Consider the following 12,407-nt stretch of genomic DNA (forward strand, 5'->3'; position numbering starts at 1 on the left):
GATCAATCTGTTAAACTCTGCCTGAGTGCTAGATCCCACTTGTCAGAAATTAAGGACTTGCAAGCGAGATGGTTTTGAATACCATATCTGTAACGTTTCAGATTTGGGAGGATATGGAATGTTACCAGAAAGAGCAAAAGTTCTCGCCACATCTGTTTGTCTCGCTATGACAACGTTGACAATGGCAGATTCAACTTCTGCGGCTAATCTTGAAGTTACGCATTGGTGGACATCAGGTGGTGAAGCGGCAGCTGTCAAAGTTCTCGCTGAAAAATATGACGCGCTCGGCGGCGACAAGTGGGTCGATGGGGCGATTGCCGGTAGCGGTGCTACAGCCCGCCCGATCATTATCAGCCGTATTCTCGGCGGTAATCCAATGGGAGCGACCCAGCTCAATCATGGACGGCAGGCTGAAGAACTGGTTCAGGGCGGATTGATGACGGATTTGACCGAGCTTGCCGAAAAGGAAGGCTGGGCCAACTTCATTCGCCCGAAGAGCCTCTTGGAATCCTGTACTTATGAAGGGCGCCTCTACTGTGTGCCGCTGAATATTCACTCATGGGAATGGATGTGGATCAATCCGCAAGCCTTTCGCGAGGCCGGAACCGAACCTCCAAAGAACTGGAATGACCTTATAGCTGCAGCTCCCAAGCTGAAGGAAAAGAACATTGTGCCGTTGGCGACCGGTGACGGTTGGCAGGTGAATGGCATGCTGACTGTCCTGACAACTGCGATTGGCGGTAAGGACCTCTATCTAAAGGTCAATAAGGACAAGAACGCCGATGCGGCACGCGGTCCTGAAATGAAGAAGGTTTTTGAAGCGCTGGCTCAGGCGCGCTCATTGGCTGACCCGGGTTATGTGGGCCGTTCATGGAACGAGGCGACCAACATGGTGCTGACCGGCCGCGCCGGTACGCAGATCATGGGAGACTGGGCGCAAGGCGAGTTTGGGACAGCAGGCAAGGTTGCAGGCAAGGATTATGACTGCTTGCCAGGACTCGGCGTTCATCAATATCTGGATACTGGCGGTGATGCGATCTACTTCCCGAAGAACAAGGATCAGGAAGTCACCAAGGCACAGCTCAAGCTGGCAAGCATGCTCGTTTCCAAGGAGACGCAGGTTGCCTTCAATCTGGCCAAGGGTTCGCTGCCGATCCGTGGCGATGTGGATCTCGATTCAGCCTCGAGCTGCATGCGTGCGGGTATCGATATTCTGAAGAACCCGGACAACATCGTTCCCTCTGTGGAGCAGTTGCGTGCGCCGGATACCCAAGGGCAAATCGAAAGTCTGGCTGCCGAGTTTTTCTCCAATCCAGACATGACGGTCGATGATATTCAGGAACGTTTTGCGGAGATTATCGAACAGGCACAATAGTCACGTTCAAGTCCTGCGCTGTCGATGAGGACGACGGTACAGGACACTCCGAGAACCGGAACAGGGAGGAGTATCATGGCCGTCATGGAAGAGGGCAGTCGTGGAAAGCCGTTGGGAATATTTCGCAATCTGAATGCAAAGGTTGCAGCACTTCCGATGATCGCGACGGTTCTCGTGGTCTTCATTGGCTGCACGCTCTGGACGGTTGTTTATTCCTTCACGTCCTCCAAATCGCTGCCTATGTTGAATTTTGTCGGCTTCGATCAATATACGCGCCTGTTTTCTGCGACCCGCTGGCATGTGTCAGTCCGCAATCTGGCGATCTATGGCGTCCTCTGCATGGGCTTTTCCCTTGTGGCCGGGTTTGTCCTTGCTGCCCTGATGGACCAGAAAATCCGCTTCGAGAACACATTTCGCACGATTTTCCTCTATCCCTATGCCCTGTCGTTCATTGTGACGGGCCTTGTCTGGCAGTGGATTTTCAATCCGCAACTCGGACTGGAGAAAGTCATTCGCGATATCGGCTTCGACAATTTCCAGATGGCTATCCTGTCGAGCCGTACCTACGTCATCTATGCAATTGTCATTGCCGGGCTCTGGCAGATGACGGGGTTGGTCATGGTTCTGATGCTGGCCGGGCTGCGCAATGTCGATGATGAAATCTGGAAGGCTGCACGAGTTGACGGCATTCCGAAGTGGAAAGCCTATCTCTTCATCATCCTGCCGATGATGCGCCCCGTTCTGGTGACGACCATCGTTCTTATCGCGACAGGCATCGTCAAACTATACGATCTGGTGGTTGCCATGACCAATGGCGGTCCCGGCATAGCGTCGGAAGTACCAGCAAAATATGTTTACGACTTCATGTTCGGCTGGGCCAATTTGGGGCAGGGGCTTGCTGCTTCTACCGTCATGCTGACCACGGTTCTGATCATTCTCGTTCCTTGGACAATGCTGGAATATAGTCGGAGGAAAGCGCGATGACTGAAGCTGTCCTCAACAGGAAGAGGCCAGCCGAAACTGAGGCTGTAGCAGCCCAGGCTCGTCCGGCACAAAAGCGGGCTTCGCAGCCGTGGGGTCGTAAGCCAAAACGGCGCTTTGCACCGGCCACCATCATGCTCTACAGCATTTTGTTCGTTGCTGCCGTCTATTATCTGTTGCCGCTTTACGTGATGGTAGTCACTTCTCTGAAGGGTATGCCGGAGATCCGGCTCGGCAACATCTTTTCACCGCCAGTCGAAATCACCTTTGAGCCATGGGTCAAGGCATGGAGTCAGGCTTGTACCGGCCTTTATTGTGAAGGCATTAGCGCGGGTTTCTGGAATTCGATCAAGATCACCGTGCCGAGCGTGATGGTTTCCATCACCATTGCTTCGGTCAATGGTTACGCGCTGGCCAACTGGAAGTTCAAAGGATCGGAAATATTCTTTTCAGTCTTGTTGTTTGGGGCATTCATTCCGTATCAGGTCATGCTGTATCCGCTCGTTATCATTACGCGCGAGCTTGGTATATTCGGCACGCTGACCGGCGTTGTCTTCATTCATACCATCTTCGGCATGCCGATCTTGACGTTGTTGTTCCGCAACTATTTCGCCGGCCTGCCGCCGGAACTCTTCAAGGCAGCGCGTGTCGACGGAGCCGGGTTCTGGCGCATTTTCTTTCAGATCATGCTGCCGATGTCGCTGCCGATCTTCGTGGTTGCAATCATTCTGCAGGTGACCGGTATCTGGAACGACTTTCTGTTCGGCGTGGTATTTGCGGGAACCCAGAATTTTCCGATGACCGTCCAGCTGAACAATATCGTCAACTCCATGCAGGGCGTGAAGGAATACAACGTCAATATGGCCGCCACCATTCTTACCGGGGCTGTGCCATTGCTCGTCTATTTTGTTTCTGGTCGGTATTTTGTACGCGGCATTGCCGCTGGCGCAGTGAAAGGATGAACTGATGAACTCCAGCGTTTCCATCCAGGACCTATCGCTCGGCTTCGGCTCGGTCAATGTGCTGCAAAATCTCAATCTGGAGATCGGGGAGGGTGAATTCCTCGTGCTTCTTGGGCCTTCCGGTTGCGGCAAGTCTACGCTGCTCAATTGCGTGGCGGGCCTTCTCGATATTTCGGAAGGCAGCATCTTCATCAAGGGGCGTAACGTTACGTGGGAAGAACCGAAGGATCGCGGTATCGGCATGGTGTTTCAATCCTATGCGCTTTATCCGCAGATGACTGTCGAAAAGAACCTTTCCTTTGGTTTACGTGTTGCCGGGCTGCCCAAAGGAGAGATCGATAAGCGTATCAAGCGTGCTGCTGAAATTCTCCAGATCGAACCTTTGCTGCAACGTAAACCCTCAGCCCTGTCCGGCGGACAACGTCAGCGTGTTGCGATCGGTCGTGCGCTGGTGCGCGATGTCGACGTGTTTTTGTTCGATGAACCGCTTTCCAATCTGGATGCAAAATTACGTTCTGAGCTACGCGTTGAGATCAAGCGCCTTCACCAGAAACTCGGCAATACCATGATCTACGTCACGCACGACCAGATCGAAGCCCTGACATTGGCGGACCGCATCGCAGTCATGAAAGGTGGGGTGGTCCAACAACTGGCTGATCCGTCGACGATTTACAATCGCCCAAAGAACAGGTTCGTAGCGGGTTTTCTCGGCTCGCCGTCGATGAATTTCTTTACGGGAGAAATTACGGCTACAAATGGCAAGCCAGTCTTCCATGTTGGCGAGACCGCCGTTCAGCTTGATGGATATGACGGTGGGCTGACACCCGGACGTAAGGCCACCCTCGGGGTTCGTCCTGAGCATACTAGACTTGATGTCGAAGATGGTTTTGAGGCGACCGTCGATCTGGACGAGCCGATGGGTGCCGACAGTTTGGTCTGGCTTCGCCTGAACGGACATTCGCTATCCGCACGGGTGGAAGCGGGGAAGCGCTATCGGGCAGGTGAGAAGGTCAGGATCGGTTTCAAGCCGGATGCCCTGTCGCTTTTCGATGCGCAAACGGAGGAGAGGCTTTAGATGAATAGCGAAGAACGCTCCCCTTAAGAGCCTCTCCTGCGAGAGGCGAGGCTATTGGCTTTCAATGGACGGCACGAAGGCTTGCCTCGGACCGTGCGGGGATTTTTTGCTCGCAAGAAAGCCCGACACAATTCTGGATAGAGTTCTGAGGACGAGGACATGAACGGATATTCCTATCAACTTTACAGCTCCCGCAACTTCCAACCGTTGGAACGAACGCTCACCATGCTGCGGGATCTCGGCTATCGTCGGGTGGAAGGCTATGGGGGGATTTATGGTGATCCTGTTCGATTAAAGAAGGACCTCGACGCATTGGGACTTTCCATGCCTACCGGGCACTTTGGTCTGGATATGCTGGAGAACGAAGTCGACCGTGTTCTGGAGATTGCCAAGGTCGCCGATATGAAGGCTATTTTCTGCCCTTATCTCGATGCAGACCGCCGCCCGGATAATGTTGCCGGTTGGCAGGAGTTCGGAAAGCGCCTTGCTATCGCTGGAGAGCATTATCGCAAGGCGGGCTATGCATTTGGCTGGCACAACCATGATTTCGAATTCCGCCCGTTAGCCGACGGTTCCGTGCCACAAGAACATATCCTCGATGCTTCGCCCGATCTTGCATGGGAGGCGGATATTGCGTGGATTATCAAAGGTGGTGCCGACCCGCTTGAATGGATCAGGCGCTATGGCGACCGAATCCTTGCGGTCCATGTCAAGGATATCGCCATAGCCGGTGAAAAAACCGACGAAGACGGATGGGAAGACGTCGGACATGGCACTGTGGACTGGGCTGAATTGTTTACGGCTTTGCGCAAGACGCCCGTCCGCTATTTCATCATGGAACACGATAATCCGTCGGACGACACCCGATTTGCGAGCCGTTCCATCGAAACCGTAAAGAATTTCTGAGTTGGAGAGCGAAATGACCAAGACACTTGGTGTCGGCATTATCGGTTGTGGTAATATATCCGCTGCCTATCTGCGGCTGTCTCCCATGTTTCGAGGTATCAAAATAATGGCGTGCGCGGATATAAATCCTGCTGCAGCAAAAGCGCGCGCAGACGAGTTTGGTGTAAAGGCGCAGACTATCGACGAGCTGCTTCAGAATGACGACATTGACATCGTCGTCAACCTGACAGTTCCCGATGCTCATTATGCTGTCACGAAGCAAATTCTGGCCGCAGGCAAACATGCATACTCAGAAAAACCTTTGGTTCTCTCGATGGAGCAGGGGCTGGAACTGAAGGCGCTTGCCGATGGTCGTAACCTGAAAGTGGGGTGCGCGCCGGATACGTTTCTGGGTGGAGCCCATCAGCTGGCGCGGCGCGAAATCGATAATGGTAATGTCGGTCGCATCACCTCCGGTACATGCCATGTCATGAGCCATGGCATGGAGCATTGGCATCCGAATCCGGACTTTTTCTTCCGAAAGGGCGGTGGGCCGATCCTTGATCTTGGACCGTATTACATCGCCAATCTCGTTAATCTGATTGGCCCCGTGAAGCGCGTCGCCGCTTTGACTTCTGTAGCTACACCGACGCGGACGATTAGCTCTGAACCACGCAAGGGCGAAGCCATTCCTGTGGAGACGCCAACGACCATTCACGCATTATTGGAATTCGAACAGGGCGCAACAGTAACACTATCAGCCAGTTGGGATGTCTGGGCGCATCGCCATGCGAACATGGAGTTGTATGGCACCGAAGGATCGCTTTACCTGCCCGATCCCAATTTTTTTGGCGGAGAAGTTCAAATGGCGAAGCCGGGCGAACCAGCAGAGCCAGTTAAAAATTGGGAGCATCCATTTGGCGTTGCCAATGAACAGCATTCTCAAGGTATGATGGCTAACTATAGAACGGCTGGTCTGGCAGATATGGCGGCTGCTGTTCTGAACGGCCGCGATATACGTTGTTCACTGGAGCGTGCACTGCATGGGGTCGATGTCATGCTGGCTATTCTAAGATCAGGCGAGGAAAAGCGCTTCATCGACATCGAAACGCGTTGCACGCGCCCGGAAGCACTGAACATTAAAGCGGCTGAGGCTTTGTTGCTGCCAGTTGAAAATGGAAAGAAACGGGCGGCGAACTGACTTTGCATCGCTCCTCCCGAGCGATAGGAGGCTATTCCGGGCTCACGGGTCCGGAGTGGCCTCCGCCCATTCTTATCCGATGGTCTGCAAGGACCTCACATCGATGCCGTTAATCCGGCCCAGAATGGCTTTACCAAGCTGCTGCCCGGCCAGTTTGAAACTTTCCTCGACGACAATCAGCCCCGGGCGAAACCAATGCAAAATCTGCGTCGATTGTTTGGCTGCGACATCGACTTCATTACCGATACTCAATCCCGCATCTTCTACACCGGCAACAATTGCCAGAGCGGCTGCACTGCCAGAGCAGATAATACCGTCCGGTCGATCAGGCCTTTTCATCAATTGAGCTATATGCTGTCGCAAATCCTCAAGCGGTGTATCGAGATCAACGTCTTCGAGCGGCGATCCACCACAGTGAAAGGCACGCAGACCTTCATAAAATCCACCTACCATATGCCGGTAATAGGTGAGATGCGCGGGTGGAGTCAGTAAAGCGAGCCGCTTTCGTCCGCGCGCCGCCAGTTTGCCAACCATATCCAGCGCGAAAGTGAAATTATCAAAGTCGTGAAAAGGGTGCTCAATGCCCGTATCAGTGCGACCATGGGTGGCAAACGGAAAATCATGTTCCGTCAGATAATGGACGCGCTGATCGTCCGGTTCTGTACGCGAAAAAATAATACCGTCAGCTGAACCCGTTTCCACGATGTAGCGGATTGGTTCGATTGGTGCCCGCGAATGAAAATAGGGTGTCAGAATGAGATGGTATTGCGTTTCGGCAAGAACATCCGCGACGCCATGAATGACCTGGCTGGTAAAGCCCATGATCTCGTCCTGTGTGTTCAGGACAAGGGCAATGACATTCGTCTTGCCGGTTCGAAGGCGCACACCGGCACGATTGGGACGATAGCCGATCTGTCGGGCGATCAGTTGTACGCGTTTTCGTGTTTCCGGACCGATTTCCGGGGCATCCTTTAAAGCACGCGAAACCGTGGTCACGCCAAGGCCGGTCATGAATGCAATTGTCTTCAGCGTGGGACGTTCATTTTCAAAGAACGATTTGGCTGGATTTTGCGGCTTGGAAGCCTGCGGGCTCCGTTTTTCATTCATACGTATTTCGTCCGGCAGCGAGGAACGATGTGTACAGGAAAAAGCTAGAATTCGCTTTATCTATCAATAGCTTGTTTTAACGTACTTGTCATCTTTTATGATGTTAAATCAATATTTCCAGATACCATTTCGAACGGTTTTTATTGCGCTCCGCACGTACTCGCTGAGGCATGCTTTCCATCGTCTCGGTGCTTGTCATTGCCAGCGATAAGAACTTCTCCTTGAACGCTGTTTTGACTGGATTGTCATGAAGAAATTTCAGTATAATAGGACAATTCTGGATATGTCATGATGGAGCTGGTAGACGCATGTGGGAACCCATGTTGGAAATGCGCAAGGGCGTCACCAAGCATAGGCTTTTGACAGATAAAATTGTCGACGATATCGAGAAGGGCGTTCTTTTGCCGGCCACGCGTATGCCGACCCATCGCGATTTGGCGCACAAGCTCGGGCTTTCGGTGCAGACGGTCAGTATCAGCTACAAAGAAGCCGAGCGGCGCGGCTATCTGCGTGGCGAAGTCGGCCGGGGAACTTATGTCTGCAACCGGGTGACGGAGCGGGCTGATCGTTTCATGCTTGATCGGGATCCCAGCGGAACCGCGGATCTGTCGATCATTCGCGCCGTCTATACAGAATCCCACGAGAATGCATCGCGCCGCCTGCTGGAGGAAATGAGCCAGTCGGACAATGCGAGCTTCATGCGTCCATGTCGACCTATTGCGGGGCTGGACCGACATCGCGCGGTCGCGCGTGACTGGTTGCGCGGCCTGTCAGTGGATGTCGATCCGGGTCGGATCATCATCACGAATGGCGCTGCTCATGGCCTGTTTCTGGCAGTCGCAGCGGTTGTGCAGCCGGGTGAGGTTGTACTGACGGAAAGCCTTACCGATCATGGCATCATAGGTCTTGCCAATGTGCTTGGCTTCACGCTGCGTGCGCTGCCGACGGATAGAGAAGGTATTCTGCCCGATGCTTTTGAAATTGCATGTAAGGCGGGAGATGTAAGGGCGTTGGTGCTCATCCCGACACTTGGCAATCCGACCAGTCATTTGATGGGCGCTGAAAGGCGCATTGCTGTTGCGGATATTGCCCGGCGATATGGCGTTTGTGTCATCGAGGATGAAGTCTATAAGCCGATCCTTGAAGAGCCTCTGCCGTCAATGCCGGAACTGCTGCCAGAGCTGGGCTTCTTTGTGACAAGCTTCACCAAGACGGTTATGACCGGCTTGCGGACAGGCTATCTTGTGGTGCCTGCGCATTATTCCATCCGCGTAACGTCGATTTTGCGCGTCACGAGCTGGAGCGGCGTTAATCTCGTTGCAGAGATGGCCAGCCGCTGGATCGAGGACGGAACGGCGACCGGGCTTCTGGATATTCAGCGTAGCGAATTGCGTTCAAGGCAGACATTGGTAGCCGATATTCTTGAACCGCACATTGCAGGCAGCAATCCGCTGTCGCTTTGTGCGTGGTTGAAGATCCCGCGCAACTGGTCGGAGGATGGTCTGGTCCGTGCTCTGGCAAGCAAAGGCGTTGCTGTCACACCTTCTGATCCGTTCGTGGCGGGCGGTGAGCGGGGGGATGGGGGCATCCGCATTTGCCTCGGCGGAAGGCTTTCGCGATCTGCCTTGCAGACAGCTCTTGAAACTATTCGCGAAACCTTCGCGCAACTACCGCCGGTCTATGATGTCAGTTCTATAGCCTGAGTGCTATAGAACTGATTGCAGAAACTCTTTGGTCCGCTCTTCGGTCGGAGACTGGAATATCTGTTCGGGCGTGCCCTGTTCGCAGATGCGTCCCTTGTCGAAAAAACAGACACGATCGGAAACTTCGCGTGCAAAGCGCATCTCATGGGTGACGAGGAGCATTGTCAGATCATGTTCTTGCGCCAGACTGCGAATGACCGCCAGAACTTCGCCGACAAGCTGTGGATCAAGTGCCGATGTAGGCTCGTCAAAGAGTAGAACACGCGGACGCATAGCCAACGAACGCGCAATCGCAACGCGCTGCTGCTGGCCACCTGAAAGCTGAGAAGGGTAGTGATCTTTCTTGTCTGTCAGGCCGACAAGAGCAAGAAGATCGAGTGCACGCGCCTCGGCTTCGTCCCGCTTCATACCGAGAACGTGTACAGGCGCTTCGATGATATTGCGCAGCACAGACATATGCGGAAACAGGTTGAAGCTCTGGAACACCATGCCGACATGCGATCTGATTTTACGCAAGTGGGCTTCGCTCGCCCGAAACTGTCCTTTGCCGTTTGGTTGGTGATAGGACATATCTGCGAGTTCGAGCGTACCCTCCTGAAACGGCTCCAGCGTCATGAGAATACGGAGCACCGTTGATTTTCCCGATCCTGATGGACCGATCAGCGTTACTTTCTCGCCTGTCTTGACCGAGAAATTGAATTGATCCAGCACAGTCAGTGCGCCGAAACGCTTGGCTACGTCCTGAAAGCGGATAATTTCCTGGGTCATTTGAGGGCGATCCCGTTCTTTGGAAGTGTGCGTTCGAGCAGGCGTATGAGCGCCGAGCAGATAAGTGTCAGGATGAGGAAGATCAGGCCGACCATCGACAGCGGCACCAAATATTCGAAGGTGCGGTCGCCGATCAGATTGGCGAGGTTCAGCATGTCGACGATACTGACGACAGACAGAACCGGGGTCTCCTTCAGCATGGAGACGAGGTAGTTGCCCATGGCCGGGATGATCCGGGGTATGGCTTGCGGAATGACAATGTCGCGATAGGTGCGCCAAGGCGTAAGGTTCAGGGCGCGCGCTGCTTCCCATTGTCCGCGCGGAATGGCCTCTATACCTCCGCGGTAAACCTCCGACGTATAGGCTGAATATTGAAGGCCAAGCGCCAGAGCGCCGGTCAGGAAAGCAGGCAGAACAATGCCATAGACAGGTAGCACGTAGTACAGGAAAAACAATTGCACCAGCAACGGCGTATCGCGCAGAAACTCCACAACGACCACGGTCGGCCAGGATATGATTTTGTATGGGCTGCGGCGCAGAAGCGCAAAGACAAGGCCGAGCACCAGTGCAATGGCAAAGCCGGTGGCTGCGGCTTTCAGGGTTACCGTCAGACCAATTGCCAGAATTGGCAGAATGGAAATCGCAAAGGAAAGCGTGGACGAGGTGTCCCATGCATAGCCGTAGATCATGCGAACCCCCCTGCCATTGTCTGGCGTTTCAGTCGTCGCTCAAGCCAGCGAATAGCGGAAGCGAGCACCAGAGCCATTGCAAAATAACCGAGTAATGTCAGCGAGTAGATCGTTACATTGTCCAGCGTCAGATTGCGCAAACGCTGGGCCTGGAAAGTCAGATCACTGATGGCGATAAGCGAGGCAAGTGCTGTATCTTTCAGATTATGAATGGCCAGATTGCCGAAAGCCGGCATCATCTCGACAACTGCCTGTGGCAGGACGATGTGAAACAATGTGTGGCCTCTACTGAAGTTGAGGGCTCTTGCGGCTTCATGTTGCGCTTCAGGAACGGCCTGCAAGGCACCACGCACGACCTCAGCACCATAAGCACCAATGTTAAGGCCAAGCCCCATAATGCCGGTCGTGATCGGATCGAATGAAATGCCGATCAATGGCAGGGCGTAATAGAGCCAGAACAATTGCACGAGCAGTGAAGTACCCCGGAATATCTCGATATAGATCACCGCAATCGTGGAAAGGATCGGCCCACCCGCAAAACGGGCAATACCGGCTGCGAACGCCAGCAGAGTGCCGATAGCCATCGAACTGAGGGCAAGAACGACGGTGATTTGTGCGCCTTTGAAAAGGGCGGGAAGATACTCCGTCCAGTGCATATGGTCTTCTCCCGATAGAGATGAGACAAGGCCCGCCGAACCAATCATCATGGCACGGCGGGCGACAAAAGCGTTATTTTGCGTTGCAGAGGCTGGCTGTATCAACAGTCCGCGCCGCTTCGACGCTCTCTTCGCTAAGCCCATAGGTCATCAGGATTTTCTTGTAGTCATCGGTCTTCTTGAACTCGATGAGTTCCTTGTTGAAGGCGTCGTAGAATTCCTTGTCCTCCGGACGGAAGCTGAAAGCGCCAAAACTGCGCGCGGACTTGCCATCCACAACCGGGTCGGTAAACGGATGTGCCTGTTCCAGTTGTGGCGAATTTTCAACGAGCTTGGCCACTGTCAGCTCTGTTGCGGCATAGGCATCCGCACGACCGGTCTGAACCGTGGATGGAGCGTCAGCATTGCCCTGAATCATGATGATCTGCGATTCATCGATACCCATTCCATGCAGGAAATCGATCTGATCGGCACCCGAAACAATTGCGACTTTCAGAGACGGATCTTTCTTGATGTCATCATAGGAATGAATGTTTTTTGGATTGCCTTTTGGCACCAGGAGACCTTCACCGTAGCTGGAATTGGCGACCGTGAACTGAACCTGTTTGCAGCGGTCGGGCAAAACATTCTGCTCTGCGGCGACAAACTCAAAGCGTTTGGCCTTCAATCCGGGAATAAGCGAGCCGAAAGGCGTAACAGTCCAATCGACTTCTTCAATTCCGAGTTTTTTGAAAATTGCTGCGGCAACGTCCGGGCCGATGCCTTTGGCTGCGCCACTCGCGTCCATATAACCATAGGGCACTTCGTTGGCGGTCGCTCCTCGCACAAACCCTGCGCTTTTCAGATCGTCAATGGTGACGGCCTGTGACGGGATTGTAAGAGCTGCAAATGCTGCTGCGGAAAGCAGAGCGGAAATCGTATGAAGTTTCATGCGCATGGTGTTCACTCCTCTTTATGGATGCCGGTTGTTTTTGGTCCGGCTTTTCAATTGGTTGGTACTGATTG

General features: G+C 53.6%; 12 protein-coding genes. 7 read left to right on the forward strand and 5 right to left on the reverse strand.

Annotated elements, in window-relative coordinates:
• The first annotated feature begins 118 nt into the window (after positions 1-118).
• From CES86_RS11280 to CES86_RS11305, 6 genes are all read left to right on the forward strand, one after another.
• On the forward strand, positions 119-1,375 hold the full coding sequence (locus CES86_RS11280; RefSeq protein ID WP_051686646.1) for an ABC transporter substrate-binding protein: 1,257 nt from the start codon (positions 119-121) through the stop codon (positions 1,373-1,375).
• A 75-nt stretch (positions 1,376-1,450) separates the two neighbouring features.
• Positions 1,451-2,359 (forward strand): carbohydrate ABC transporter permease, encoded by a 909-nt coding sequence (locus CES86_RS11285; RefSeq protein ID WP_081861790.1) that lies wholly within the window; start codon positions 1,451-1,453, stop codon positions 2,357-2,359.
• On the forward strand, positions 2,356-3,318 hold the full coding sequence (locus tag CES86_RS11290; RefSeq protein WP_029927590.1) for a carbohydrate ABC transporter permease: 963 nt from the start codon (positions 2,356-2,358) through the stop codon (positions 3,316-3,318). Before CES86_RS11285 ends, CES86_RS11290 begins: the two co-directional genes overlap by 4 nt.
• Positions 3,319-3,322: 4 nt before the next feature.
• Positions 3,323-4,393 (forward strand): ABC transporter ATP-binding protein, encoded by a 1,071-nt coding sequence (locus CES86_RS11295; protein WP_010658656.1) that lies wholly within the window; start codon positions 3,323-3,325, stop codon positions 4,391-4,393.
• 159 nt (positions 4,394-4,552) lie between these two features.
• Positions 4,553-5,299, forward strand: a complete 747-nt coding sequence (locus CES86_RS11300) for a sugar phosphate isomerase/epimerase family protein (protein ID WP_029927588.1) — start codon at positions 4,553-4,555, stop codon at positions 5,297-5,299.
• A 13-nt stretch (positions 5,300-5,312) separates the two neighbouring features.
• Positions 5,313-6,479, forward strand: a complete 1,167-nt coding sequence (locus tag CES86_RS11305; protein ID WP_029927586.1) for a Gfo/Idh/MocA family protein — start codon at positions 5,313-5,315, stop codon at positions 6,477-6,479.
• A 72-nt stretch (positions 6,480-6,551) separates the two neighbouring features.
• Here CES86_RS11305 and CES86_RS11310 read toward each other — a convergent pair whose 3' ends face one another.
• On the reverse strand, positions 6,552-7,586 hold the full coding sequence (locus CES86_RS11310; RefSeq protein ID WP_010658659.1) for a LacI family transcriptional regulator: 1,035 nt from the start codon (positions 7,584-7,586) through the stop codon (positions 6,552-6,554).
• Between the two features lie 308 nt (positions 7,587-7,894).
• Here CES86_RS11310 and ehuR point away from each other — a divergent pair, with 308 nt between their 5' ends.
• Positions 7,895-9,289, forward strand: a complete 1,395-nt coding sequence (gene ehuR, locus CES86_RS11315) for a MocR-like ectoine utilization transcription factor EhuR (RefSeq protein WP_029927584.1) — start codon at positions 7,895-7,897, stop codon at positions 9,287-9,289.
• A 3-nt stretch (positions 9,290-9,292) separates the two neighbouring features.
• Here ehuR and ehuA read toward each other — a convergent pair whose 3' ends face one another.
• From ehuA to ehuB, 4 genes are all read right to left on the reverse strand, one after another.
• A complete protein-coding gene (gene ehuA / locus CES86_RS11320; protein WP_029927582.1) occupies positions 9,293-10,057 on the reverse strand; it encodes an ectoine/hydroxyectoine ABC transporter ATP-binding protein EhuA in 765 nt (254 codons plus the stop codon).
• The gene (gene ehuD, locus CES86_RS11325) at positions 10,054-10,746 is read right to left on the reverse strand and encodes an ectoine/hydroxyectoine ABC transporter permease subunit EhuD (protein WP_010658662.1); all 693 of its coding nucleotides are present in this window, start codon (positions 10,744-10,746) and stop codon (positions 10,054-10,056) included. Before ehuD ends, ehuA begins: the two co-directional genes overlap by 4 nt.
• A complete protein-coding gene (gene ehuC / locus CES86_RS11330; protein ID WP_010658663.1) occupies positions 10,743-11,402 on the reverse strand; it encodes an ectoine/hydroxyectoine ABC transporter permease subunit EhuC in 660 nt (219 codons plus the stop codon). The genes ehuD and ehuC overlap by 4 nt, the downstream gene beginning before the upstream one ends.
• Before the next feature lie 73 nt (positions 11,403-11,475).
• Positions 11,476-12,339, reverse strand: coding sequence for an ectoine/hydroxyectoine ABC transporter substrate-binding protein EhuB (gene ehuB, locus CES86_RS11335; protein ID WP_080692039.1), 864 nt, complete (start codon positions 12,337-12,339; stop codon positions 11,476-11,478).
• Positions 12,340-12,407 lie beyond the last annotated feature (68 nt).

The sequence above is a fragment of the Brucella lupini genome (assembly GCF_002252535.1).
In the GTDB taxonomy this organism is placed as follows: domain Bacteria; phylum Pseudomonadota; class Alphaproteobacteria; order Rhizobiales; family Rhizobiaceae; genus Brucella; species Brucella anthropi.

Excerpts from the sequence above, each read along its gene's own strand:
- CES86_RS11295 (WP_010658656.1), top strand. The coding sequence starts at position 3,323 with ATGAACTCCAGCGTTTCCATCCAGGACCTATCGCTCGGCTTCGGCTCG.
- ehuD (WP_010658662.1), bottom strand. The coding sequence starts at position 10,746 with ATGATCTACGGCTATGCATGGGACACCTCGTCCACGCTTTCCTTTGCG.
- ehuC (WP_010658663.1), bottom strand. The coding sequence starts at position 11,402 with ATGCACTGGACGGAGTATCTTCCCGCCCTTTTCAAAGGCGCACAAATC.
- CES86_RS11310 (WP_010658659.1), bottom strand. The coding sequence starts at position 7,586 with ATGAATGAAAAACGGAGCCCGCAGGCTTCCAAGCCGCAAAATCCAGCC.
- ehuB (WP_080692039.1), bottom strand. The coding sequence starts at position 12,339 with ATGCGCATGAAACTTCATACGATTTCCGCTCTGCTTTCCGCAGCAGCA.
- CES86_RS11300 (WP_029927588.1), top strand. The coding sequence starts at position 4,553 with ATGAACGGATATTCCTATCAACTTTACAGCTCCCGCAACTTCCAACCG.
- ehuR (WP_029927584.1), top strand. The coding sequence starts at position 7,895 with ATGTGGGAACCCATGTTGGAAATGCGCAAGGGCGTCACCAAGCATAGG.
- CES86_RS11280 (WP_051686646.1), top strand. The coding sequence starts at position 119 with ATGTTACCAGAAAGAGCAAAAGTTCTCGCCACATCTGTTTGTCTCGCT.
- CES86_RS11285 (WP_081861790.1), top strand. The coding sequence starts at position 1,451 with ATGGCCGTCATGGAAGAGGGCAGTCGTGGAAAGCCGTTGGGAATATTT.
- CES86_RS11305 (WP_029927586.1), top strand. The coding sequence starts at position 5,313 with ATGACCAAGACACTTGGTGTCGGCATTATCGGTTGTGGTAATATATCC.
- CES86_RS11290 (WP_029927590.1), top strand. The coding sequence starts at position 2,356 with ATGACTGAAGCTGTCCTCAACAGGAAGAGGCCAGCCGAAACTGAGGCT.
- ehuA (WP_029927582.1), bottom strand. The coding sequence starts at position 10,057 with ATGACCCAGGAAATTATCCGCTTTCAGGACGTAGCCAAGCGTTTCGGC.